Source organism: Ferrimonas sp. YIN67 (assembly GCF_057219095.1).
This window is the reverse complement of the sequence record NZ_JBXVVJ010000011.1, coordinates 50,421-73,298: the sequence shown is the minus strand read 5'-3', so window position 1 is coordinate 73,298 and position 22,878 is coordinate 50,421. Positions and strand designations below refer to the sequence as shown.

General features: G+C 59.7%; 22 protein-coding genes and 1 riboswitch. Of the genes, 14 read left to right on the top strand and 8 right to left on the bottom strand.

Annotated features, from left to right (window positions below):
• Nucleotides 1-99 precede the first annotated feature (99 nt).
• Together AC2D8U_RS19020 and AC2D8U_RS19015 are read right to left on the bottom strand one after the other, a co-directional pair.
• Entirely contained in the window at nt 100-1,845 is a 1,746-nt protein-coding gene (locus AC2D8U_RS19020; protein ID WP_484620660.1) for an alpha/beta hydrolase family protein, read from the bottom strand.
• A gap of 365 nt (nt 1,846-2,210) precedes the next feature.
• A complete protein-coding gene (locus tag AC2D8U_RS19015; RefSeq protein ID WP_484620659.1) occupies nt 2,211-2,609 on the bottom strand; it encodes a hypothetical protein in 399 nt (132 codons plus the stop codon).
• A gap of 594 nt (nt 2,610-3,203) precedes the next feature.
• Between AC2D8U_RS19015 and AC2D8U_RS19010 the strand changes: the two genes are divergently transcribed.
• Nucleotides 3,204-4,412 (top strand): aromatic amino acid transport family protein, encoded by a 1,209-nt coding sequence (locus tag AC2D8U_RS19010; RefSeq protein WP_484620658.1) that lies wholly within the window; start codon nt 3,204-3,206, stop codon nt 4,410-4,412.
• Nucleotides 4,413-4,450: 38 nt separating this feature from the next.
• Here the strand turns inward: AC2D8U_RS19010 and AC2D8U_RS19005 are convergent, their stop codons facing one another.
• Entirely contained in the window at nt 4,451-5,776 is a 1,326-nt protein-coding gene (locus tag AC2D8U_RS19005) for a coproporphyrinogen III oxidase family protein (RefSeq protein WP_484620657.1), read from the bottom strand.
• A gap of 236 nt (nt 5,777-6,012) precedes the next feature.
• On the opposite strand from AC2D8U_RS19005, the gene AC2D8U_RS19000 reads away from it, so the two are divergent.
• Both AC2D8U_RS19000 and AC2D8U_RS18995 read left to right on the top strand, forming a co-directional pair.
• A complete protein-coding gene (locus AC2D8U_RS19000) occupies nt 6,013-6,891 on the top strand; it encodes a PfkB family carbohydrate kinase (protein ID WP_484620656.1) in 879 nt (292 codons plus the stop codon).
• Between the two features lie 42 nt (nt 6,892-6,933).
• Nucleotides 6,934-7,941: a GGDEF domain-containing protein gene (locus tag AC2D8U_RS18995; RefSeq protein WP_484620655.1), complete on the top strand. Its 1,008-nt coding sequence runs from the start codon at nt 6,934-6,936 to the stop codon at nt 7,939-7,941.
• Nucleotides 7,942-8,081: 140 nt separating this feature from the next.
• Here AC2D8U_RS18995 and AC2D8U_RS18990 read toward each other — a convergent pair whose 3' ends face one another.
• Nucleotides 8,082-9,716, bottom strand: a complete 1,635-nt coding sequence (locus tag AC2D8U_RS18990; RefSeq protein ID WP_484620654.1) for an electron transfer flavoprotein-ubiquinone oxidoreductase — start codon at nt 9,714-9,716, stop codon at nt 8,082-8,084.
• A 237-nt stretch (nt 9,717-9,953) separates the two neighbouring features.
• Nucleotides 9,954-10,113, top strand: a riboswitch (molybdenum cofactor riboswitch).
• Between AC2D8U_RS18990 and moaA the strand changes: the two genes are divergently transcribed.
• The 6 genes from moaA to AC2D8U_RS18960 all read left to right on the top strand — a co-directional run bounded on the left by moaA (nt 10,101) and on the right by AC2D8U_RS18960 (nt 13,636).
• Nucleotides 10,101-11,081 (top strand): GTP 3',8-cyclase MoaA, encoded by a 981-nt coding sequence (gene moaA / locus AC2D8U_RS18985; RefSeq protein WP_484620653.1) that lies wholly within the window; start codon nt 10,101-10,103, stop codon nt 11,079-11,081. Its footprint overlaps the riboswitch before it by 13 nt.
• Nucleotides 11,082-11,135: 54 nt before the next feature.
• Nucleotides 11,136-11,663, top strand: a complete 528-nt coding sequence (moaB, locus tag AC2D8U_RS18980; RefSeq protein ID WP_484620652.1) for a molybdenum cofactor biosynthesis protein B — start codon at nt 11,136-11,138, stop codon at nt 11,661-11,663.
• Nucleotides 11,660-12,139 (top strand): cyclic pyranopterin monophosphate synthase MoaC, encoded by a 480-nt coding sequence (gene moaC / locus AC2D8U_RS18975; RefSeq protein ID WP_484620651.1) that lies wholly within the window; start codon nt 11,660-11,662, stop codon nt 12,137-12,139. The genes moaB and moaC overlap by 4 nt, the downstream gene beginning before the upstream one ends.
• On the top strand, nt 12,139-12,387 hold the full coding sequence (gene moaD / locus AC2D8U_RS18970; protein ID WP_484620650.1) for a molybdopterin synthase sulfur carrier subunit: 249 nt from the start codon (nt 12,139-12,141) through the stop codon (nt 12,385-12,387). Before moaC ends, moaD begins: the two co-directional genes overlap by 1 nt.
• A gap of 61 nt (nt 12,388-12,448) precedes the next feature.
• A complete protein-coding gene (moaE, locus tag AC2D8U_RS18965) occupies nt 12,449-12,895 on the top strand; it encodes a molybdopterin synthase catalytic subunit MoaE (RefSeq protein ID WP_484620649.1) in 447 nt (148 codons plus the stop codon).
• Nucleotides 12,896-12,967: 72 nt separating this feature from the next.
• On the top strand, nt 12,968-13,636 hold the full coding sequence (locus AC2D8U_RS18960; protein ID WP_484620648.1) for a TIGR01621 family pseudouridine synthase: 669 nt from the start codon (nt 12,968-12,970) through the stop codon (nt 13,634-13,636).
• Between the two features lie 3 nt (nt 13,637-13,639).
• On the opposite strand, the gene AC2D8U_RS18955 is transcribed toward AC2D8U_RS18960, so the two are convergent.
• On the bottom strand, nt 13,640-14,200 hold the full coding sequence (locus AC2D8U_RS18955; RefSeq protein ID WP_484620647.1) for a TetR/AcrR family transcriptional regulator: 561 nt from the start codon (nt 14,198-14,200) through the stop codon (nt 13,640-13,642).
• Nucleotides 14,201-14,303: 103 nt separating this feature from the next.
• Between AC2D8U_RS18955 and AC2D8U_RS18950 the strand changes: the two genes are divergently transcribed.
• Entirely contained in the window at nt 14,304-14,840 is a 537-nt protein-coding gene (locus tag AC2D8U_RS18950) for a dihydrofolate reductase family protein (protein ID WP_484620646.1), read from the top strand.
• Here AC2D8U_RS18950 and AC2D8U_RS18945 read toward each other — a convergent pair.
• Nucleotides 14,837-15,085: a zinc ribbon domain-containing protein gene (locus tag AC2D8U_RS18945; RefSeq protein ID WP_484620645.1), complete on the bottom strand. Its 249-nt coding sequence runs from the start codon at nt 15,083-15,085 to the stop codon at nt 14,837-14,839. The two genes, AC2D8U_RS18950 and AC2D8U_RS18945, sit on opposite strands and share 4 nt — an antisense overlap.
• Nucleotides 15,086-15,148: 63 nt before the next feature.
• Nucleotides 15,149-17,494 (bottom strand): class I adenylate cyclase, encoded by a 2,346-nt coding sequence (locus AC2D8U_RS18940; protein ID WP_484620644.1) that lies wholly within the window; start codon nt 17,492-17,494, stop codon nt 15,149-15,151.
• Nucleotides 17,495-17,724: 230 nt separating this feature from the next.
• Between AC2D8U_RS18940 and hemC the strand changes: the two genes are divergently transcribed.
• From hemC to AC2D8U_RS18920, 4 genes are read left to right on the top strand one after another with little or no spacing between them, the layout of a single operon-like run.
• A complete protein-coding gene (gene hemC, locus AC2D8U_RS18935) occupies nt 17,725-18,657 on the top strand; it encodes a hydroxymethylbilane synthase (RefSeq protein WP_484620643.1) in 933 nt (310 codons plus the stop codon).
• A complete protein-coding gene (locus AC2D8U_RS18930) occupies nt 18,657-19,418 on the top strand; it encodes a uroporphyrinogen-III synthase (RefSeq protein ID WP_484620642.1) in 762 nt (253 codons plus the stop codon). Before hemC ends, AC2D8U_RS18930 begins: the two co-directional genes overlap by 1 nt.
• Nucleotides 19,375-20,748: a uroporphyrinogen-III C-methyltransferase gene (locus AC2D8U_RS18925; protein ID WP_484620641.1), complete on the top strand. Its 1,374-nt coding sequence runs from the start codon at nt 19,375-19,377 to the stop codon at nt 20,746-20,748. Before AC2D8U_RS18930 ends, AC2D8U_RS18925 begins: the two co-directional genes overlap by 44 nt.
• Nucleotides 20,745-21,929 carry a heme biosynthesis HemY N-terminal domain-containing protein gene (locus AC2D8U_RS18920; protein ID WP_484620640.1) on the top strand — a complete coding sequence of 395 codons (1,185 nt, stop codon included), beginning with the start codon at nt 20,745-20,747 and terminating at the stop codon, nt 21,927-21,929. Before AC2D8U_RS18925 ends, AC2D8U_RS18920 begins: the two co-directional genes overlap by 4 nt.
• Here AC2D8U_RS18920 and rarD read toward each other — a convergent pair.
• Complete coding sequence (gene rarD, locus AC2D8U_RS18915) at nt 21,926-22,819, bottom strand: EamA family transporter RarD (protein WP_484620639.1); 894 nt, start codon at nt 22,817-22,819, stop codon at nt 21,926-21,928. The genes AC2D8U_RS18920 and rarD overlap by 4 nt on opposite strands.
• Nucleotides 22,820-22,878 lie beyond the last annotated feature (59 nt).

Sequence of the window (22,878 nt, the reverse complement as noted above, 5' to 3'; positions counted from 1 at the left end):
GTCCGCAAATGTCAGTGCGACAAACCAAGTGGGTGAACCACGAAAGGCTCATGCCGCAGGCATCCCCGAACATCACTCTGGTGGAGAGCGAACCCCCGCTCAGAGACGCAGATGCTGATCGAGGAAGTCGATCACTTCCGTCATCACCTCGATGCGCATGGCGTCACTCTGGAGATGGTGAGAGCTGTAGGCCAACTCGACAAAGCGCACCGGTTTATCCTGTTTTTCCAGTGCCCGTCTGAGCTGGATACTGTGCCTGACAAGAACCCTTTGGTCTGTTTCGCCATGGAGCAATAAGACGGGCACCTGGATCTGGTCGACCCGCTGCAGGGGTGAACGCTTGCGGTTGTTCTCCGTATCACCAATGTAACGGCCTACGAGCTTATCCCTGTCTGAGTAGTAGCTTTTATCCTTGATCAGCATTTCGATGTCGGTCAGCCCTGCGTAACTTACGACACAACTCAGCTTGCTGGAATGCGTAACGGCTGTCATCAGCGCGGTATAGCCGCCTAAGTTGGCTCCGGCAGCGCACACCCGGTTGGGATCGACCCAGCCCTTGTCCACCAGGTGCGCCAGTCCATCTTCGATGTCTTGCTGCATGACGTCCCCCTGCTTTAGGGGGATATCCAGGCTCAGCTGAACACCATATTTACGGTCCGCCCTGAATTGTGGCTGAAACACCAGGTAACCCCGATCCGCCAGCAGTGCGGACCAATAATCGAAACCGCGGTGGTCGAGAACCGGATCTCCACTCGGGGGCACGATCACCGCTGCCAGTTTTTTACCCGGTTGGTATCCTGGTGGAAAGGTCACCCTTCCCTGCAGCGATTTGTCATCTCGCGACGGAAAGTGGACAACCTGTTTACCGCTATAGCGTGTCTGATCCAGTGCCGGATAGGCTTTGCCTAGACTCATTAGTTGGTTACGGCTACGATCGCCGAGATAGTAGGTGCCTGGCTGGCCGTCGATGGCGGAATAGGCAAGATAGCGCCGCTGCTGTTTATCCATATCCAGGATCTGGTTGCGGGTACCGGGCAGGGCCTGTGAAAGGGCATTTTCGAGGTTGTGGATCGCCGGATCCCAGTAGCTTACGCCATTGGCTCTATCGCGGTGCGTGATCCCGATGGCGTCTCCGGTTTGCGACGAATAGATCAACTGGCCGTCCAGGTGCAGATCCGGCTCATGGAGCAGGAGTTCAGCGGTAAACTCTGGCGAACTTAGATCGAGGCGGAATACCGACTGCTTTCCCTCATGGTTACTGCGGATCAAAAGGTGGTCCGGGTTGGGCTCGAAGCCTAGCACCCGGAACCAGCCGGATGAAAACAACTGCTTCGGCTTAAACTCTTGCCACTCCTTGCTGTCACTGGCACGGAGTCGATAAATAGGTTTGCCATTACGTAGCCCCTTTCCTAGGCGCACCCTGCCCTGCTGATCCGCCAGCCAGAACGAAATGCCCTCAACGGACGGTTGTATCTGTTGCTTCCTACCATTTTTTAGGCTGACCCGGTAAACGCTGTGATCGCCGTCGATGTTTTCTTTCAGCGACAGGAGGATCTGCTCGGGCTCATCCGGAAGCAGGCTGACAATGCGGTCTTGAAACTGAGGTAATGGACTCCGGCCCCCACCAACGCCAGACTTCAGTACAGTTCTGGGGCTCGCCTTCTCACCGAGACGTACCTTCTGTAGCTCTACCTCGGGGACTAAAAGGCCCCGTTTACTGGAAACATACGACATGCTGAGCAGCAGGGTGTTGTCATTGGCCCAGTCATACCATTCTAACCATACATCAACATTGTCGACCTTGGTGATCGCCTGCTTTTTGCCCGAGTCGAGGTCTGTTACCACGAGAGCCAGCTGCCCTTTCAGATTGTGTAGCATGGACAAATATTGGCCATTTGGGGAGAGCTTCGGCTGGCTGACTTTGGGTAGGTGAGTGAAATCGCTTATCGCCAACGATTGTGGCGGAACTGAAGCTGCAATAACGCTAGCGGGTAGCAATAGCCCCATGAACAGAGATACTGATCTACCAACTCGAGCCATTCTTGTTACAACATCCATTGTCCACTCCCTGAAATCCGAATCGGCCACCGGAATAAAGTTACCAAAAACTAACATTAAACAAATAAATAACAAAGACTTAATGAGTTATTTGGTCTGAATGGAATTCTGTTTGTCGATGCTCGACCAACGGCTGCGAGTGACCATAAGGGTCAGAGTAAATTGGTTTTGTGGCGCTGCCACTTTGGGCGATCTTTGCCTTTGAACTCGGGGTTAGCACCACTTTGCTTTTGATCTTTCATCGAGTCGGAGGCCGTTCCTGCACATCCATGTGCCCACGGCATTTGTGCATCCATGCACATCAGGCGCAGCGACGCACCGAGACAAAATGGAGTCCAGAAGGCGAAGCCCTTGGCGGCGACTGGGCCGCTCCCGGCAATCCCAAATTGGTGAACCACCAAACGTCTGCAGTACCAGCCGCCCCAGAACATCACGCCTTGCGCAGCACAAACTCGATTCCAAGCGCGGCGCTGAGTGTTGGTGAGAGAGCGCAGACCGGGAGCTTGGTGGAGCCTTTGTGAAGACGACGGGTCGGCTTCGCTTTTAAACAAAGGCGATCTCCAAGCGTGTCTGCGGGAGCGAGCCATAAGCGAAGGTTAAGCCGGGCGCAGGCGTGGTGTAGCCTGATGCCCCCGCGCTTGAGATCTGCCGACTTCGAGGACGCCCAGCGAAGCGTTTTGGGCGCCGCAGGGAGGCGAAAGGGGGTGTTGGGGGACGAAGTCCCCTGACCTGCTGTCGCCAGCGCGACAACCCAGGTTAGTGAACCACGAAAGTCTCGCGGCGGCAGCCGCCCCCAAAAACCAAAGCCTGTGCTGCGAGCACAAACCCAAAACCGTGAGCTGTGTCGCTTTACCTGAATGCGCCTCATCCCTTAGTCTGAATGGGCATTTTTTAGAGAGAATCCCATGCACCGTAGCGTAATCTCCTATTACGCTCGATTTTGCCAGCCCTGATGGCATTGTTGAGCGTGTAAGGTAAACCACACACCACAATGCTGTTAGGGCTAATTGAACCGACCAAGGTCGGGATCGATTGGCAGGCGGTGTGGTGCGGACGCGCAACCAACTCTCTCCCCTTCTGAAAATCCCTCCCGTCCCGACGTCGTTCGTTAGCCTAGATTTAACAACGAAAGACGAAATAGGACCATGAACTCAAAAAGTAAACTGATCGGCGCCACGCTGATCGTCGCCGGAACCGCCATTGGGGCGGGCATGTTGGCCCTGCCTATCGCCACGGCTGCCATCGGCTTCTGGCCCGCCTTGGGTCTGATGATCGGCCTCTGGGCCCTGTCCGGCTACAGTGCTTTGCTGTTGCTTGAGGTCAACCTCAAGATCAGCCGCCAACTCGGCCAGGATGCCAACCTCCATAGCATGACCGGCGCGGTATTGGGGCGTGCCGGGCAGTGGGTCGGGGCATTGGCCAACCTGGCGCTGCTCTACAGCCTGACCGCCGCGTACCTGTCCGGCGGCGCGTCTTTGTTGGGCTTGAAACTGGCTCCCTGGCTGGTGTTGGAGCACACCCCTGCTGTCTTGTTGTTTGCCGGGATCCTAGGGGGACTGGTGGTGCTCGGCCTGGGCTGGATCGATCGTTTGATCCGGGTGCTGTTCAGCGCCAAGTTGTTGGCCCTGTTGCTGGTGCTCTGGGTATTGATCCCGGAGATCTCCGCGCCAAACCTGATGATTACGCTGGCGGAGCGGGCGCAGCAGCACGGCGCCTGGATCGCCGCGATCCCGGTGATCATCACCTCCTTTGGCTTCCATGTCTGCATTCCCTCACTGGTGCGCTACCTCGACGGCAACGAGGCGGATCTGCGTCGCGTCCTGCTGGTCGGCTCGACCCTGCCTCTGCTGTGTTACACGCTGTGGTTGCTGGCGACCCTGGGGGCCCTGCCTGCGGCCGAGCAAGCACGCTTGATGGAGGGCGCAGCATTGGCGGATCTGGTTTCCGTCCTGGTGACCTTGTCGGATCAGGGCTGGTTGGGCAGCGTGCTGACGGCGTTTGCCGATCTGGCGCTGCTGACCTCCTTCTTCGGCGTGACCCTGAGCCTGTTTGATTACCTGGCGGAGTTGGCACGTCGCAGCGACAGTGTGGCGGAGCGCGGCCAGACCTGGCTACTTACCTTCCTGCCGCCGCTGGCCCTGGCCCTGTTCTACCCGGAAGGATTCGTGGCCATTCTGGGCTTTGCGGCCATTCCTCTGGTGATCTACATGGTGGTGCTGCCTGTCTTGATGGCGAATCAACTGCGTCGCCAGAATGCGACGGGATATCAGGTGGCGGGAGGCCGCTGGGCGCTCGGCCTGTGTCTGCTGGCCGGGCTGGGGGTGATTGCAGCCCAGTTGTATACGGCGCTGTAAGAGCACAAAACCCGGCCATCTGGCCGGGTTTTCGTCGTTTAAGCCGTTTGTACCTCGATGGGCGTACCGCGCTCCTCCCGCTCCTGGTGGGCGCTGTTACCTGCCTGCTCCCTCAGCCAGTCCATCCCGGCGAGGAAGCCGGAGAACATCTTGAGCGCGATGAATTCGCCGGTGGGCGTAGTGCGATAGCCATCACCACAGGGACTCTTGGTCAGGGCGCCATGCAGCTTGAGGAAGGCCAACTCCGCCGGTAGGGCGGTGATCAGCTTGCGGCCATAGAGATCCTCGAACACGCTATTGGGCAGGTGACCTTTGACCATCATCATCAGCAGGTGGTAGCGGCGCATCAGGGGGGTGGTCAGGGCCTTATGACTGGTGCAGGAGAGCTGACCCGCCTTGACCAGGCGGGCATATTCATCCAGATCGAAGGAGGAGAGGTAGAACTTGTCCCCCACCCGGCCAAAGGCGCCGCAGCCGATCCCGATGCAATCTTCCCCGTCCAGCACATAGTCGTGCTCCACCGGTTTGCCGGTGTTGCGCCGGTAGGTCCAGGCATATTCACGCTCGTAACCCGGCTCCAGGACGCGGCGACCGGTCTGGTACAGGGAGAGCAGGGCCTTGGGATCCCCCGCCAGCTTGGCCGCCTTCTTGCGGTTCTTGCCGACGCCCAGGGTCAGGGGGTAGAGGGTGATCTGACCGGGTTGCAGTGCGCTGGCCCGTTCGAGATCCAAGGTCAGCTCGTCAGGGGTCTGGTTATTGAATCCCATCATCATGTCGAGATTGACCGTGGGGAATTCGGCGATGGCGCGGGCAGACAGATCGGCGATGGCGTCGCCGCTGCCGAACTTTTCAAAGCGGCCGCTGTTTTTCAGTATGGTGTCGTCGAAGCTTTGAATGCCGATGGAGAAGCGATCGACCAGGCCCTTGAGTTCCAGCGGGTTGCTGTGTTCAAAGTAGATGGGATCGGACTCGCAGGAGACCTCCTGAATATCGAAGCGGGCCTTGATCAGCTCAATGGTCTGGATCAGCTCGGATTCGATGATGGTGGTGGTGCCGCCACCTATGTAGAGGCGATCAAACTGGACGCCGCTGCGGGCCAGGATCTCAACCTCCTGACGCAGAAGCTTGAAGTATTCCCGTGCCTTGGTTTCGTCGAACTTAAGGCGGAAGAAGGAGCAGAAACGGCACAGGGTGTGGCAGAACGGGATATGGATGTAGAGGGTCGGAACCCGTTTTCCTTCCAGCGCCCTGAGATCATAACCGCCGGGCTTGAGCTGTTGCAGATCCAGCAGGGACTTGATCTTGTCAGCCATTACCCAGTCGAGGGCTTGGGCTGACCAATGGGGGAATCGAATGGACTCCATTCGTGGCGCTCCGAATACAGAAATTCATTCGATAATACCCATATTTTTCCGCACCTTAGATGCGTCCATTCACAGTTCGTTACCCGGCTTACTAGAGGGGGAAGAAAAACAGAAGGAGGCCCCGAAACCGGAGGATTAGCGTGAGTTTTTTTACTCCTGGCCAGCTGGGAACTGCGGATGACACGGGGCAAGCATCTGACATAATAGTGGAGCAGAACATTATTGCTGGAGTCATCATGGGTCAGGCACTGATCATTGCCAATATCAATTGTGATCACATCCTCAGGTTGAGCCGTCCACTCACTACAGGAGCGCGGATCCACTATGAAGAGGTGGGATACCGTCTTGGTGGCGGAGGGGCCAATACCGGCCTGGGTCTCGTCTGGGCGGGTCATCAGATCTCCCTGCTGAGCCAGGTGGGTGAGGACGAACGGGGCGACTGGTTGCTTGAGCAGGCCGAAGCATTGGGATTGGACTGCCGTTGGGTGCATCGCCATGTCGGAGCGACTCAGCCCCTGCAATTGTTGATGGAGCCCTGTGGTGAACGCACCATATTGCGCCCCAATCGGCCCAGGTTGTTGCTGCCTGTAGGGTTGGATCTCAAGGGTTTTGATGCCTTGTACGTCAACCTGTCGGCCGAGGGGTTGCCGCAGATGATGCAGCGAGCGCTGGATCAGGGGAGCAGGGTGTTTAGTCAGTTGCCTAAGGATCTGTCTCGCAGACCCTGCCATTATCTGATCACCTCTCGGGACGATCTGCAGCAGCACGGCATCGATGAACCCTGGGCATTTGCCAGCCAGATCGCCGGCGATCGGCTCAAGGCTTTTATTGTGACCGATGGCGCCAATGGGGCGATAGCCTATTGCGCCGAGGGGGAGTTGACCTGCCCCGCCTGCCCGACCGAGGTGGTCGACAGCACGGGGGCCGGGGACTGTTATGCGGCAGGATTGATCCATGGGATCCTGAGTCATCAGCCACTGCCCGAGGCGATGGCGATGGCGGCGCGTTGGGCAGCGTTTGCCGTTGGGGCCGACAGCTCGGTACCGCCTCCGAGCCTTAAGCACTATCTGCAGGGGCGTAAAGATCCCGATGACCAACAGGTAACCGGTCTATAGTGACAACATGAGCTTTGCCAGGTAAGGAAACCCGGATAAACCATGATGTTAGCACTTATTAAATTTCAGTCCCTGGCTCGACAGGGACTGTTAGCGATCCTCTTCCTTGTGCCACTGTACCTCGCCCTTCACTCAGGTATTCGAACGCCGCTGTTGCTGGGGAGTACCCTGTTGTCGATGTTGCTTGCCGGGCTGCTGGCCTGGATCTTTTATCGGCAGCCGGAGCGTGAGTGGTCTCCCTGGCTGGCGCTGTTACCGGGTGGCCTGATGGCGTTGAACCTGGGCCAACTGCCCACCCCGGATCTGCCCGGCTTGCTCGCCGTGGTCGTGGTGGCGATCCCTGTCCTGGCGGATCAACCCAAGGTCCTGGCAGCCCTCCTGTTACCCTCCCTTCTCGTGTCGGCACTCCTGCCCCCGGCGCCGGAGACCTGGTTGAGTCTGGTGATGGTCACCGCCGCTTTGCTGTTGTTGCTGTTGTTGAGCCGGGCGGGATATCGTCTGATCCGTTACATCGCGCTGCAACATGACAGGGCGCGCCGCTCACTGGCCCGGCGTTCCCACCGGGAACCCTTGACCGGGCTGGCTAATCGGCGCTACTTCGGGCAGCGGTTGGCCCAGGCGGTTTCCGAGGCTCAGCGCGCGCGGACTCCCCTGACCCTGCTGTTGATCGATGTGGACTATTTCCAGCGTTTTAATGAACGCCATGGCTACGAGCGGGGGGATCGTCTGTTGCAGCAGATCGCGCGCCTGCTGAAAGGGATCAGCCGACGCCAGTCCGATATCCTCTGTCGTGATCAGGGAGGCACTTTTGCCATGCTGTTGCCGGCGACCGATCGTGCCGGCGCCGAGCGTCTGGCTCAGGAGATGGAGCGTCAGCTACGGAGGGCGGCGTTACTGCACGCCGCCTCGCCGATATGCAACCGGGTTACCCTCAGTCAGGGGGTCGTTCAGTGGCGTCCAGGAGTTGGTGCCGAGCAGTTGATGCAACTGGCTGAGCAGCAGATCCGGGCCGCCAAGACTGAGGGACGGGACAGGATCCGGGTGGCTTAATAGCAGCGGTAAGTCGTTAGTGATCAGTTATCAGAAAAAGCCAACCACACCCAGAGTCAGGCTGTAATGGTTGGCTTCTTAGTCCTTAGCCCTTAGCTCTTAGCCCTTAGCTCTTAGCTAAGAGCTAAGGGCTGCTCTTGTCACATATTGGGGTAGTTGGGGCCGCCGCCCCCCTCCGGAACCACCCAGGTGATGTTCTGGCTGGGATCCTTGATATCACAGGTCTTACAGTGGAGGCAGTTGGCTGCATTGATCTGCAACCGTGGACCCGCTGCCTCTTCGACGATCTCATAGACACCCGCCGGGCAGTATCGCTGAGCCGGCTCGGCGTATTGCGCCAGGTTGACCGTGATCGGGATCTGCGCGTCAGCCAACTTCAGGTGGTTGGGCTGGTCTTCCTCGTGGTAGGTACTGGAGAGAAATACCGAGCTGAGCCGATCGAAGGTCAGCTGGCCATCGGGCTTGGGATAGGCAATGGGCTCGAAGGCACTGGCGGGTTTTAACTGGGCATGATCTTGATGCTCGTCCTTGAGGGTGACGGGAATTCGACCGCCAAACCAGTTTTGATCGATGTAGTTAAAGGCTCCGCCCATCAGGCTGCCAAATTTATGCATGGCCGGGCCGAAGTTGCGACTGGCAAACAGCTCATCAAACAACCAGGAGTTGGCAAACTTCTGCCAATAGTCGGACAGCGCCTCCCCCCCGTCCGGATTGGTTGCCAGGCCTTCCGCTACGGCTTCCGCCGCCAGCATGCCGGATTTCATGGCGGTATGGGAGCCCTTGATCTTGGCGAAGTTCAAGGTGCCGGCATCACAACCGGCCAGCAAGCCACCGGGGAAGTGCATGGCGGGCAGTGAGTTGAGGCCGCCCTTGGCAATGGCCCGGGCGCCATAGGAAACCCGCTCCCCACCGTCCAGGTATTGCTTGAGCACAGGGTGGGTCTTGAAGCGTTGAAACTCTTCGAATGGACTCAAGTAGGGATTGTCGTAGTTGAGATCCGTGATCAGGCCAACCACCACCTGATTGTTGTCCGTGTGGTAGAGGAAGCCGCCGCCGGTGGCACCGTGTTCATCCAGAGGCCAGCCTGCGGTGTGGACCACCTTGCCCGGCTGATGTTTGTCCTCGGGGATCTGCCAGATCTCCTTGATGCCGAGTCCGTAGTGCTGGGGGGAGCGGCCTTCATCCAGTTTGAATTGACTGATCAACTGCTTGCCCAGGTGTCCCCGGCAGCCTTCGCTGAAGATGGTGTATTTAGCCCTCAGCTCCATGCCCGGCATATAGCCATCCTTGGGCTGGCCATCCTGGCCGACGCCCATATCGCCGGTGATCACGCCTTTGACCACGCCCGCTTCCTGGATCACCTCGGCGGCGGCAAAGCCGGGATAGATCTCCACCCCCAGGCCTTCAGCCTGCTCCGCCAGCCAGCGACACAGATTACCCAGGCTGATGATGTAGTTGCCTTCGTTGTGCATGGTCTTGGGGACGAGGGCGTTGGGCAATTTCGTTTGGCCCTGGGCCTTGAGCAGGTAGATATCATCACCGCTGACGGCGGTGGTGAGTGGTGCACCCTGTGCCTGCCAGTCCGGTAACAGCTCATCCAGGGCCCGGGTCTCAAAGACGGCACCGGAAAGGATATGGGCGCCAACTTCCGATCCTTTTTCCACGACGCAGACGTTCAGATCTGCATTGAGTTGCTTCAGCCGGATCGCACTGGACAGGCCTGCCGGCCCGGCACCGACCACCAGTACGTCAAATTCCATTGATTCGCGTTCCATACTCAACCTCGCTACTGCTGCGACCGCCTGCAGCGGCCCCCAAGTGGCACAAATACGTGGCACATTCCATTGCCTGTCAGCTTACTGAAAAGCGGTTGAGCTTCACACCCTCTTAACAGACTAGGGGGAACAGGTACGTCCGGCTGAAAAGTGAGCGATTTTGGCCGGGTTTTGCCCGGTCGGGAGGGAAAAATATGACTTCGGTCGATTGTTTGCGGGTCTGGCTATACTTTACACTGCAAGCAGTTGTGAACCGAGCCTGCAGTGCCTAAGTTCCTTTGCCAAGAAGAAGGTAGGGATATGGCCTGCAGGCCGTGGCAATTTCGCCACCGGGGTAGGCTGAGAAAGTTGGCCTGCCTTCCTCATTTTTAGGAAAGGTGACACATGCAAGAGCTGCAAGACCGATTCGGTCGCAGGTTCCATTACCTGCGGCTGTCGATCACCGATGCCTGCAATTTTAAGTGCCAGTACTGTTTGCCTAACGGCTATAAGCCCGATGGCAAACCCCGCTTTATGACCCTGGATGAGATCCGTCGGGTGCTGTCGGGCTTTGCCCGAGTCGGCACCCGTAAGGTGCGGATCACCGGTGGCGAGCCCACCCTGCGTAAAGATTTTGAGCAGGTGATTGAGCTGGTCTCGGCGACGCCGGGTGTGGAGCGGATCGCCACGACCACCAATGGCTATCGCCTGGCTGACCATGCTCAGTCCTGGTTTGATGCTGGCCTGCGCCAGGTCAATGTCTCTGTGGACAGCCTGGACCCCGCCAGTTTCCAGCGGATCACCGGTGATAGCCGATTCGATGCCGTGATGCGAGGCATTGATAGGGCATTAGAAGTGGGCTACGAGCAGGTCAAGGTTAATGTTGTGCTGCTCAAGGAGCATAACGGTGATCAGTGGCCGCAGTTCTTGCAGTTTATTCGTCATACCCCGGTGGATCTGCGCTTTATCGAGTTGATGGAAACCGGATTGCATCATGACTACTTCCAGGCCCAGCATCTGTCCGGAACGGTGATCCAGCAACGCCTGCTGGCCGAGGGGTGGCAGCTCGACCCCCGTGGGGCCGACGACGGTCCCGCACTGAACTACCATCACCCGGATTACGCCGGTCGTGTCGGGCTGATCATGCCCTATTCCAAGGATTTCTGTGCCACCTGTAACAGATTGCGGGTCTCTGCCATTGGTAAACTGCACCTGTGCCTGTTTACCGAGGCGGGCATTGAACTGCGCGATCTGCTGGGTTCGGATGATCAGCAAGGTGCCCTGGTGGCCCGCTTGCACGCGGCACTGGGTCAGAAAGAGGCCACGCATTACCTGCAGGATGGGAATTCCGGTGCGACGCCGCACCTGGCCTCCATCGGCGGATAAACCAAGACAATCAAGCCAGGGCATTCTGCCCCTGAAACGAAAGAGAACGACTTTATGGGACACCTGTCGCAAGCCAATTTTGTACCGCTAAACGTTGCGGTCCTGACCCTGTCGGATACCCGCACACTGGAGACGGATAAATCCGGTCAGTACCTGGTGGACAACCTGACGGAGGCGGGTCACAACCTGGTGGATCGTCGCATCATCAAGGATGACAAGTACACCATTCGGGCCGTGATCTCCGAATGGATCGCCTCCGATAATGTGCAGGTGGTGATCACCACGGGTGGGACGGGGTTCACCGAGCGCGATTCGACCCCGGAAGCCGTTGCCCCCCTGTTCGACAAGCAGATCGAAGGCTTTGGCGAGCTGTTTCGCCATATCACCTTCCTGGAGCTGGGCACCAGCACCGTCCAGTCCCGCGCCATCGGTGGCATGGCGAATAAGACCGCGGTGTTCTGTCTGCCCGGCTCCACCGGTGCCTGCCGGACTGGCTGGACCAAGATCCTCAAAGAGCAGCTGGATGCCACCCATCGTCCCTGTAACTTCGTGACTCACCTGAAGGACGTCAGTGCACTATGAGCGGCTTTACCCATATTAACGCCGAGGGCGATGCCCACATGGTGGATGTGACCGAGAAAAGGGTTACCGAGCGGGAAGCCCGTGCCGAGGCGATCATCACCATGGCCCCGGAAACCCTGGCGATGATCATGGAAGGGCGTCACCACAAGGGTGACGTGTTTGCCACGGCCCGCATCGCCGGGATCATGGCGGCGAAGAAGACTTCAGATCTGATCCCCCTGTGCCATCCCCTGATGCTGACCAAGGTGACCGTCGAGCTGGAGCCGCAGCCAGAGCACAACCGGGTGGTGATCCAGTCCCTGTGTAAGCTGGCGGGTCAGACGGGTGTGGAGATGGAGGCGCTGACCGCCGCTACCACCGCCGCACTGACCATCTACGACATGTGCAAAGCCGTGCAGAAAGACATGGTGATTGAGGGCGTACGCCTGTTGGAAAAACGGGGCGGAAAGTCCGGCCATTTTAAGGTAGAAGCTTGATGATTAAGGTTTTGTTTTTCGCGCAGATCCGCGAAGTGATCGGCACCGACAAGTTGGAGCTTGAGGCCCCCGAAGGCCTGACCGCCGAGGCGCTGCGCCAGCAGCTGCTGACGCGCGGCGATAAGTGGCAGCTGGCCCTGGGTGATGCCAACGTGCTGGTGGCCATCAATCAGACCCTGTCGGGCTGGGACAGCGCCATCCAAAGCGGTGACGAAGTCGCCTTCTTTCCGCCGGTCACCGGCGGATAAGCTGAACAGCTAACAGCTAACAGCTAACCGCTAACAGCTAACAGCGAATACAGGTAGTTTTATGATCTCTGTACAAACTCAGGACTTCAGCGTGGCCGAGGAGTACGCCAAGCTGGCGAACGATCCCGGTTGTGGTGCCGTGGTGACCTTCGTCGGCAAGGTGCGGGATTTTGGCGACAGCAAAAACGTCAGCGCCATGACCCTGGAGCACTACCCGGGGATGACCGAGGCGGTGCTGGATCAGATCGAGGCCGAGGCCCGTGCACGCTGGCCGGTGGACGATGTCACCATCATCCACCGTGTCGGCGAACTCAAGCTGTGCGATCAGATCGTCTTCATCGGGGTTTCCAGTGCCCACCGCAAGGCGGCATTTGACGCCTGCGAATACCTGATCGACTTCCTCAAGACCCGTGCGCCCTTCTGGAAGAAAGAGACCAGTGACGAAGGCAGTGTCTGGGTGGATGCCAAGGACGCCGATCAGCAGGCGACGGAGCAGTGGCAACGCTGAACCTGCGCTAAGTTGGTATAATCCGGGTGCCTCACTGAGGCGCCCGTTTTCTTTTCTCTTGTGTGTGAGCCCATGTACCAGTTGATCGATAGTCAGCCCTCATTCCGTGTGATCGCCAAGGCACCCGGCGTACACTTTCACAGCCAGGATGGCAGCGCCGGCGTGGTGGCGCAGGTGGAAGCGGATCTCAATGAAAAGCTCTATCCGGTGCACCGGTTGGATACCCCCACGTCCGGCCTATTGCTGCTGGCCCGCAGTCCCGAGGCGGCGGCCAGGCTGACCGAACGCTTCACCGCCCACGCGGTGGAGAAGCGTTACCTGGCACTGTCGGCACAGAAGCCGAAGAAGAAGCAGGGGACGGTCAAGGGGGGCATGGCCAAGGCCCGACGCAGTGCCTGGAAGCTGACTCAGGAGAAAGAGAACTTTGCCGTCACCCAGTTTGTCAGCGCCGCCCTGGTGCCGGGCCTGCGTGCCTTCCTGCTGCGGCCCCGCTCCGGCCGAACCCATCAAATTCGCGTAGCCCTGAAGAGCCTGGGAGCCCCCATCCTGGGAGATAGCCTGTATGGCGGCGAGGCGTCGGATCGCACCTATCTGCACGCCCTGGGGCTGTCCTTTGAGCTGGATGGCCAGCACTATGATTACTGGTGCCCGCCCGTCGAGGGCAAACAGTATCAAGTGCCGGAGCTGGCCTCTCAACTGGCGGATTGGCGGTCTCAGCCGCCGGCCTGGCCCAAGGGCTGAGATTCAGGCCGCGCCGGGCACCAGGCTGGCAAAGATCAACGTCAAAGGTCCCTCCAGACAACTCAATTCGATCCCCTCCGGGTTGCACTGCATCGCCAGAGCCACGCCGTGCAGATAATCCACCAGCAGATCCCGGGCGGCCTCGAAGCGGCCCGTATCCAGCCGTACGGGGGCCAGGGCCAGCTCCAGCCGCTGGATAAACACTTCGGCGGGCCCGTCGCCCGTCATGCTCAGCATGATCTCCAGTAAGCCCGGATGGGCCGCCAACAGGCTCAGGTAACTTTCACTCAGTCGGCGGATCTCCCCCTGCCAATCGTCAGCGTTTTGCGGCCGATAGATCTCCGTCATCAGCGAGGTGGCCACGGCTTCCAGCAAAGCGGCCTTATTGGCGTAGTAGTGGTAGATCGCCATGGGATCGATCTCCAACGCCGTGGCCAGGGCGCGAAGGCTGGGGATCTTGCCCTGTTGCGTCAGAAGCCGTTTCGCTTCAGATAAAATGATCTCTTTACTCAGTGGCTTATTGCCAGAAGCCGGTCGGCCCCGCTTTTTGGGTTTGACACTCATCGATTGGGCTCGCTATCCTGAAAAAGAATTCTACATTGTAGAAATTGTAAATCAGTTGACCGGATCCGGCAAGGAGAGGGATCAACACAAAGCGGAGTGTCTCATGAGTAATATTGTCTACATCGCCACCAGCCTGGATGGGTATATTGCCGACCCCGAGGGGGGCCTGGACTGGCTGCACGCCCTGCCCAACCCCGAAGGCAGCGACTTTGGTTTTGCCGACTTCATGGCCAGTGTGGATGCGTTGCTGATGGGCCGCACTACCTATGAGACGGTGCTGAGTTTCGGGATCGACTGGCCCTACAGCAAGCCGGTGTTTGTCCTTTCCACCACCCTGACCGAGGTGCCCGCTGAGCTGGCGGGCAAGGTGAAGATCGTCAATGGGCCGGTGGCCGAGGTGCTGGCCAGGCTGAATGCCGATGGCTTCGAGCGTCTCTATATCGATGGCGGGCGCACCATTCAGAGTCTGATGAGGGAAGATCTGATCGATGAGTTGATCCTCACCCGGATCCCTGTGGTCCTGGGCGGGGGCAGCCCGCTGTTTGGCGCATTGCCGGATCTGCAATGGTTTGAGCATCTGGAGACTCGAGTGCACGCCGGGCAGTTGGTGCAGAGCCACTATCGCCGCAAGCGGGATTAATCGCTCTTGTTTTCCTCAGTCCGCAGCGCCTCAAACCGGCTGATCACCCGGGATTTGGACTTGAGTTCGTTGCATGAGTTGCAGAAGTAACTGGCGCTGCCACAGGCCTGCAGTTTTTCCAGCTGTGCACCACAATCCGGGCAATCGCTTTGGCGGAGGAAACCGAGTTGGCAGGCGGTGCACTGGTAGTGCTGGCCGTTCCACGCCAGTTGGGCCTGGCAGTGGGGGCAGGTATGTTGGGTCATGGGATTCTCCTTGTTAGCAGATCCCATTATCGCCCAAGGGCAGACGATGGACCCGGATCCGCTTCACAGGGTCAGGGGCTGGGCATCCAGTTCACCACCCGGACCGGGGAGCAGCCGGTAGAACTGGGGCAGGTTGAATTGGCGGCAGTGGCTAAGTTGCTGTTGCTGGGCTGAATGAAGGTGGTTGAGTTGGTCCACCAGGGAGCCCAGTTCATCACTGCTGCTTTGTAGCTGGCTTAAGCGGTTGTGCTCATCGACCAGGTAGATATCGGTACTACCGGGGCGTTCACGGACGAACACCTGGACGATCCCCTCTCTGGCATATTGGCGCAGTATGGCGGGGGCCTGGGAGTAGGGATCTTGGCCCAGATCCGGTTGAGCTTGGGCCAGCACGCCCCGTTGTTTGAGTTGCTGGACCAGGCTGGCCTCCCTGTCCAGACGTTGCCAGTGCAGGCCGCTGGGTTCAAAGTAGAGCGCATATTGGGTTGGACCCAGTTGCAGAGGCAAGATCCGATTGCGCTCCGCCGTCGCGTTTCGATACTGCTGCTGACACTGCTCCATAAGCCGGATCAGACTCTCTTCCATCGCTTGGTTGAGTCGACGAGCAGCACCGAAAACACGGATCGGCACGGGTTTGTGGCGTCGACTGAGGCCTCCGATCATCTGGACCAGCATCTTTAGGATCCCCTCCTGTTCGACAAAGCGATAGCAATGACGTTCACCCCAGGAGTTTTCCGTCAGCAGTGACAGGCTGCCTACGGCGCAGTGGGAGGGCTGCCCAATGGAGAGGGGCGATCCCTCCTGTTGATCGAGCCTCGACCCTTGGTCGTAACACTGCTGGCTGGGATCCCAGTCCAGGTTGCATAACAGGCTCAATCGGGTATAGCGCCAGGGGTGGGCGAGGGCCGACAGATCCGGCCGGGGAGGATCGGACCAGTGGGGGCGAAGGCGCTGACCGAGCCGGGTCAGACGCCGGCTGAACCAGTGGTGAGGTGCTCGGTGACAATAGAAACGGGTATGGGTCCCCACTAAGCCGTTGCTCACGGCCCAGAACAGGCAGGCCTGGCGACTGTCGCCATGGTAGAGGGGACTTTCACCAAACAGCTGTTGCGGATCCGGCGCCTTGCGATACAGGTACCAGCCTTGGGCCAGGGTCGGGTTGTCCTGTACCGAAACCAGGGTCAGCTTTGATTCGGTCAGGCAGTGGCTCCACAAGGGGTTGAGCTGGGAGATCTTGGCGGGCTCGGCATCGAATCGGGTATAGAGCTTACGGGTCAGGATCGCCATCTCATCCAGCTTGATCTGGTGGGGCTGACGACGACGGTTGGCAAATCCCGTCAGGTGCTGATAGCTGGTCAGCAGCAGGTGATCCAGGCGGTCATTGCACCAGCGCAGCTTGCCGGCGTGCCAGTGGCGTGCATTATCCAGATCTTTCAGTAGCTCTTGGGTATAGCGCCACTGTGTGATCAATCGATGCAGTACCGGGTGGCGCCAGTCGAGATGACTTTGCGGCTTGCTTAAAGGCAGGGCGCATTTCAGGTAGAAACAGCGCTGGGCCATGATGAGTCGTCGCCGGTCTCCCTGGTGGGACAGGTACTGGCAGATCCGTTCGAACAGCATCAGGTAGTGGTCGACCTCGGTGCCTCGACAGCCGGATCGCAACCGAACCCAGAGCTGATCCCGCAGGATCCGCAGATCAGGATATTCGGCCACATAGGCCTCCAGCAGCAGCACCTTGAGCGCTGCCTTATGGGGCCGACTCAGGCCTTTAAACAGCTGCCAGAGGGCGGCACCGAAGATCTCCGAGGCGGGCAGGTGTTGGAGCTGTCCCAGGCTGAGCAGTCCGGGGTGATCCGTGGGCGCCCCGGGCCACCAGGCCAGGGGCAAGCCAGCAAGGTGGATCTGGCTGCGGTAGAACTCCTCGAGCAGTAGCCAGGTCTGGGCCGAGCCGCTGTGCTCTTTGGATAGCCCTTCCGCCTGTCCCGCCTGAAGCAGATCCGGCTGGATCAGGTACAGGTGCAGTTCCAACCCCTGTTGTCCGAACCAGGAGGAGAGGGCGTCGCATTTGGCACGCAGTCGTTCCCGGGAAAGGGGATCCAAAGACGTCGGGTGGATCAGCCAGCAGTCGATGTCCGAGTCGGCAGCCTGGCCAAAACTACCGGTGCTGCCCATGGTGTAGAGGCCCAGCAGGGGACCGCTGGCGGTGTCATCCGGGGTAAAGATCGGAGGACGAACAAAGCCGGCCGGGGCGCCTTCGACATAACCGGGTTGGCCCGGCGTATTGTTATGCAGCAGGGCAGGTAGGCGCCGCAACAGGGCGGCCCGCTCCCCCAGTTGGCGCTGGGCAATATCGAGTCGTTGTTGATTGAGATCGGCGCTCAGCGCAATGTCGGACTGCAGGTTGGGCAAGGGAACAAACGGCTTAATTAAATGGCATTTGTGATCAGGATAACATTTTGTGAGGGTGTAGACGAAAAGTGTGATCTCGGTCTTTTTTCTGTGAATTGAAAAGAGGTTTAGCCGTCCTCCTGTCTCGAGGGGTGACATGTTGCCTTTTTCCTACAAAAAAACAGTGGCACCATGAAGGCAACAACCGCTTGATAGCAAGTGTGCAACCTCATCTGCCAAGGAATGTGTGAATGGCGCGTCAAGAGATCCGTATTGCTACCCGTAAGAGTCCGTTGGCCATGTGGCAGGCGGAGCATGTTAAAGCCCGCCTGGAGCAGGCTCATCCAGGTTTGACCGTAACCTTGGTGCCCATGACCACCAAGGGAGATATCTGGCTCGATACTCCGCTGTCCAAAGTTGGGGGGAAAGGCCTGTTCGTCAAAGAGCTGGAGGTTTCCATGCTGGCTGGTGATACCGATATCGCGGTGCATTCCATGAAGGATGTACCGGTGGAATTTCCCGAGGGCCTGGGCCTGACGGTGATCCTGGAGCGGGAAGACCCTCGGGATGCCTTTGTTTCCAATCACTACAAAAGTCTGGATGAACTGCCCCAGGGAGCCGTAGTGGGCTCCTCCAGCCTGCGTCGACAGTGCCTGCTGCGTGCCGCCAGGCCGGATCTGGAGGTGCGGGATCTGCGTGGTAACGTCAATACCCGCCTGGCTAAGCTGGATGCCGGTGACTATGACGCCATCATCCTGGCTGCCGCTGGCCTGAAACGCCTGGAGATGCCGGAGCGTATTGCCGGTTACCTGGACACCCAGGAGTCTCTGCCCGCCAATGGCCAGGGTGCCGTGGGGATCGAATGTCGCACCGACGACGCCGAATTGATCGCCCTGCTCAAGGTGCTGGAGCATGAGCCGACCCGGGCCCGGGTGCTGGCGGAGCGGGCGATGAACACGGCGCTGCAGGGTGGCTGCCAGGTGCCGATCGGGGCCTATGCCGAGATCGAAGGTGAACAGCTGTGGCTGCGTGGCATGGTGGGGGATCCCGATGGTTCCGTGGTCCTGCGCGATGAGATCCGCGGACCCGTTGCCGATGCCGTTGCTCTGGGTGAGAGCCTGGCGGCCAAACTGACCGAGCAGGGGGCTGGCGAGATCCTGGCCAAGGTCTACGGCGAACGCTGATGCATCTGCTGCTGCTAAGGCCGCAAGGACGCAATGAGCCGCTGGCTGAGAAGCTGGCGGCTCTGGGTCACAAGAGCACCAGCTGCCCCATGGTGGTGATCGAAACGCTCACGCCTCCAGCGTCCCCATTTGACGGGGCGGTGGGGGCGTTTTTCGTTTCCCCTACGGCGGTGGCGTTGGCGGATGCGGCGTTGCAGGGAAACTGGCCAGATCTGCCCTGTTTTGCCGTGGGTCAAGGCACTGCCGATGCGTTGCGCCGTTGCGGTATTACGCCACACTGTCCGCCCTCCGGGGCGGAAACCAGTGAAGGGGTTTTAGCCTTGGCCAGCCTGCGGGGGCTGTCTCCCGGACCCTTTGTCATAGTGCGCGGGGAAGGGGGGCGCGAGGCCTTTGCCCAGGCCCTGTTGCAGCGGGGCTTCGAGGTGCGCCCCTGGGTGCTGTACCGGCGTTGCCCTCCTGCTCTGGAGGGGAGCAGTTTGGTGCGGGGCTGGCGTCAGCGCGGGGTTGACGCCATACTGGCAACCAGCGGTGAAATTCTTGAAAACCTCTTTAGCCTGTTGCCCTTAGCGGATCATGACTGGCTTCGTCAGTGTCATTGGCTGGTGCCGGTGACGCGTGTCGCCCAATTGGCCAGACGACACGGCTGCCGGCAGATCACTGTGCTGGGAGGGGCTGGAGATGACGCCATCCTCGGTTGTATAGCAAAGTTGAGTCATTATGGAGAAGACCCCAAAGGATCCGAAGGATCCCAAACGCCATGAACCGGCCTCTGACGCGGCTGCGGAACGGCCGCAGGAGAGCAAGGCACCGAAGGGTGGCGCTATGGCAGCGGACCAAGACACGCCCAAGCCCACCTTAGAGAGGGAAGCCAAGCCAGCAGGCACCCCGTCCGGCAAAAAGGCAGAGACGGCCTCGTCCTCTCAGGGCAGAGGTGATGATCCTGTCACACCTGTCGCACAGCCGACGAGCAAGCGTGTATCCGCCGGGACAGCGGACACTCAACCAACCCCTCAACCCTCGAATAAGAGTGAGTCCGCTCCGCCCCAGGAGATCCTGGTGCAACGCAGTGGTGGTGGTGCCTTTGCCGTCGCCCTGCTTGCCCTGGTGATCGCCCTGGGTGCAGGAGCTTTTGCCGGCTGGCAGTGGCAGCAGGATCAGCAACTGCGTCAGGACAATGCCGTGTTGGCGAGTCAGTTGGCCAGTCTGCAGCAGAACCTGCTGCAGCAGGGCAGCAATCTGGAACGGCGCATCGAGCGTGGCGAAGGGCGCAGTGAGTCGCACAGTACCGAGATGATCGAGTTGCGCGCCATGCAGCAACGACTCGAGGGCGAATTCCTGGCGGAACAAACCCGGACCGCCGAGCGCCAGCCCAGGGATTGGATGCTGGCCGAAGCGGATTACCTGGTGCGCATGGCGGGGCGTAAGCTCTGGCTGGAGCAGGATCCCGACACCGCAGAAGCCTTGCTGACGGACGCTGATCGCCGCCTGGCGCAGCTTGATGATCCCGAATTAACCCCTTTGAGACAGGCCCTGGCGGCAGATGTCGCCGCCCTGCATGCCTTGCCGCGGATCGACCGGGCTGGGATGGCATTGGCGATGGAGGCTCTGGTGCAGCGCCTCGATAGCCTTCCGTTGAACAGTGTTGAACTGCCAGAGCCCGATCAGGAACCAGGCGCCACGCCGATCAGTGCTTCCCCTACGGACTGGAAAGAGAATCTGTCCCGCAGTTGGCATGCCCTGGTGGACGATTTTATTACGGTTCGCCGCCGTCAGGGCGCCGTTGCCCCCCTGCTGGCCCCTGAGCAGGCCTGGTACTTGAGGGAGCACCTCAAGGGCAAGCTATTGCAGGCCCAACTTGCCCTCTATCATGGCGATCAGGCGGCGATGGCTCAGGCGCTGGCGACCGCACAGGGCTGGCTGCGCGATTATTTCGCCCTGGACGCCACCGAGGTGGAGTTGGCCCTGGCTCAACTGGAGCAGTGGCGCCAGACCCAGATCGCACCGGCTAATCCTATCCGCTTTAGTGCGTCGGAGCCTTTGGCCAAATTGGTATCGGCTCGTCTTGGGCGTGGTGGGGGGAACGGCCGATGATCCGCTTGCTGTTTTACGCTGTTTTGATCCTTGCGGGTCTGATCGTTGGTCCCACCTTGATGGAGCACAAGGGGTACGTTCTGGTGGCCATCGGTGAGTGGACGGTTGAAACCTCAGTGATCGGGGCAGTTTTGTTGCTGTTGGTGGGTTTTGGCGCGTTGCAGCTGCTGGAATGGCTGGTGGTCAAGGGGGCCAATCTGGCCGGTTATACCCTGGCCTTTCCGGGTCGCCGTCGCAGTGAGAAGGCACGTCAGCATACCCTCAACGGGGCGCTGGCCCTGGCGGAGCAGGATTGGATCCGGGCAGAGAGGCTGATGGTCAAAGGTGCCCAGTCCGGTCAGTTACCCGCAGTGAACCTGTTGTCGGCGGCCCGGGCAGCGCACCATCGCGGTGATGATGCCGCCTGTCAGACCTATCTCGACCAGGCTGCTGCGATCCGGGGGGCCGAGACCGCGGTCAGCCTGACTCGGATCCGCTATTTGATAGATGATGACGCATTGAGCCAGGCACGCCAGGCCTGGGAAGCCTTGACCGCGAGACAGCGACAGAAGCCCCAGGCGTTGCGTCTGGCCCTGAGTCTCTACCGACGCCAGGGGGACTGGGATGCCCTGGCCCGCCTGATCCCTGAGTTGAGCAAACACAAGGTCCTGGCCAAAGAGGAACTGGCCAGTTTGCCCGCCGAGGTGGAAGCGGCCTGTTTGGATCAAAAAGCCGATCTGGCGGCATTGGAGCAAAGATGGCGTTCCTTGAGCCGTGCCCTGCGCAAAGAGCCTGGGGTGATGGAAGCCTATGTGCGTCGTCTGGCCCATTTTGATCAGCTTGAGCCGGCTCGAAAGTTGTTGCTGGAGCAACTGGATCGCAGCCAGCCCCAGGGTGGTTTACTGGCCCTGCTGCCCAGCTTGTGTCGGGATGGTAGTGAGGCCGAGGCGGTCAGCCATGTGCTGGCCCGGCGTTATCCCGACAGCACCCTGCCCGAATTGCTCGATTGCCTGGCGGAATTGGCCGGGCGACAGCAGGCCTGGCCGACGGAGTTGACCCATCGCCAGGCGGCGGTCTCACAGGCGCGTACACCGGCCCGGTTGCAGGCCCTGGTGGCGGTGCAGGAGCGCCTGGGGCAGCGGGATGCGGCGCTGACCACTTACCGCAGCCTGATGAAGGTGCTGGGGGCCGAGCCGTCCTAAGCGGGACGGCGTTGGCGCCGTGCCTTGAGCAGGGCGTCCAGGCTGAAGATCAGCAGGGCGCACCAAATAAAGCCAAAGGTCCAGGCTTTAGCCGGATCCAGTGCTTCGCCAAAGTAGGTCAGCGCCAGGGTAAACATCAGGGTTGGGCCTATGTATTGCAGCATCCCCAGCATATAGAGCGGGATCCGGATGGCCGCCGAGGCGAACGCCAGCAGGGGAACCGTGGTGATCACCCCGGCACAGATCAGCAGCAGGTTGAGAGAGGAGTCATTGTTGCTCAGTGTGGCGGTGGGGGTCTCCAACCAGGACCAATAGAGCAGCGCCAGAGGCAGCAACAGGGCGGTTTCCACCAGCAGCCCGGTACTGGCCTGCAGGTTGACCTGCTTGCGCAGCAGACCATAGCAGCCAAAAGTGCCCGCCAGGGCCAGAGAGATCCAGGGTACGGAGCCAAACTGTACGACTTCAATCACGACCCCCAGGGCGGCGATGGCCACGGCCCCCAGTTGCAGGCGTCCGGGGCGCTCACCCAGTACCATCATGCCCAGTGCCACGTTGACCAGGGGGTTGATAAAGTAGCCCAGGGAGGCATCCAGCATATGTCCATTGGTGACGGACCAGATAAAGATCAGCCAGTTGCTGGCCACCAGGATCGCGGTGATGGTCAGCAGCCCCAGCTTACGGGGTTGGCGTAACAGGGCGCGAACCTGGCCCATCTGGCCGCTAAACCAGGCCAATGCCAGCACCAGACCAAAAGACCAGATCACCCGATGCATCAGGATCTCATCCGCTGGCACTTCGGCGACGGCGTGGAAGTAGAACGGCGCAAAGCCCCACATCAGGTAGGCAGCGATGGCGTAGAACACTCCGTGGCGAACATCATTATTTTGCATAGCACCCCGGCGATTGCAGTGTGGTGTTGGAAAGGCCGGGCATTATACCCGGGTGATCC

Coding starts and splice junctions, on each gene's coding strand:
- AC2D8U_RS19010 (WP_484620658.1), top strand. CDS start 3,204: ATGAACTCAAAAAGTAAACTGATCGGCGCCACGCTGATCGTCGCCGGA.
- AC2D8U_RS19005 (WP_484620657.1), bottom strand. CDS start 5,776: ATGGAGTCCATTCGATTCCCCCATTGGTCAGCCCAAGCCCTCGACTGG.
- AC2D8U_RS19000 (WP_484620656.1), top strand. CDS start 6,013: ATGGGTCAGGCACTGATCATTGCCAATATCAATTGTGATCACATCCTC.
- AC2D8U_RS18995 (WP_484620655.1), top strand. CDS start 6,934: ATGATGTTAGCACTTATTAAATTTCAGTCCCTGGCTCGACAGGGACTG.
- AC2D8U_RS18990 (WP_484620654.1), bottom strand. CDS start 9,716: ATGGAACGCGAATCAATGGAATTTGACGTACTGGTGGTCGGTGCCGGG.
- moaA (WP_484620653.1), top strand. CDS start 10,101: ATGCAAGAGCTGCAAGACCGATTCGGTCGCAGGTTCCATTACCTGCGG.
- moaB (WP_484620652.1), top strand. CDS start 11,136: ATGGGACACCTGTCGCAAGCCAATTTTGTACCGCTAAACGTTGCGGTC.
- moaC (WP_484620651.1), top strand. CDS start 11,660: ATGAGCGGCTTTACCCATATTAACGCCGAGGGCGATGCCCACATGGTG.
- moaD (WP_484620650.1), top strand. CDS start 12,139: ATGATTAAGGTTTTGTTTTTCGCGCAGATCCGCGAAGTGATCGGCACC.
- moaE (WP_484620649.1), top strand. CDS start 12,449: ATGATCTCTGTACAAACTCAGGACTTCAGCGTGGCCGAGGAGTACGCC.
- AC2D8U_RS18960 (WP_484620648.1), top strand. CDS start 12,968: ATGTACCAGTTGATCGATAGTCAGCCCTCATTCCGTGTGATCGCCAAG.
- AC2D8U_RS18955 (WP_484620647.1), bottom strand. CDS start 14,200: ATGAGTGTCAAACCCAAAAAGCGGGGCCGACCGGCTTCTGGCAATAAG.
- AC2D8U_RS18950 (WP_484620646.1), top strand. CDS start 14,304: ATGAGTAATATTGTCTACATCGCCACCAGCCTGGATGGGTATATTGCC.
- AC2D8U_RS18945 (WP_484620645.1), bottom strand. CDS start 15,085: ATGACCCAACATACCTGCCCCCACTGCCAGGCCCAACTGGCGTGGAAC.
- hemC (WP_484620643.1), top strand. CDS start 17,725: ATGGCGCGTCAAGAGATCCGTATTGCTACCCGTAAGAGTCCGTTGGCC.
- AC2D8U_RS18930 (WP_484620642.1), top strand. CDS start 18,657: ATGCATCTGCTGCTGCTAAGGCCGCAAGGACGCAATGAGCCGCTGGCT.
- AC2D8U_RS18925 (WP_484620641.1), top strand. CDS start 19,375: ATGGAGAAGACCCCAAAGGATCCGAAGGATCCCAAACGCCATGAACCG.
- AC2D8U_RS18920 (WP_484620640.1), top strand. CDS start 20,745: ATGATCCGCTTGCTGTTTTACGCTGTTTTGATCCTTGCGGGTCTGATC.
- rarD (WP_484620639.1), bottom strand. CDS start 22,819: ATGCAAAATAATGATGTTCGCCACGGAGTGTTCTACGCCATCGCTGCC.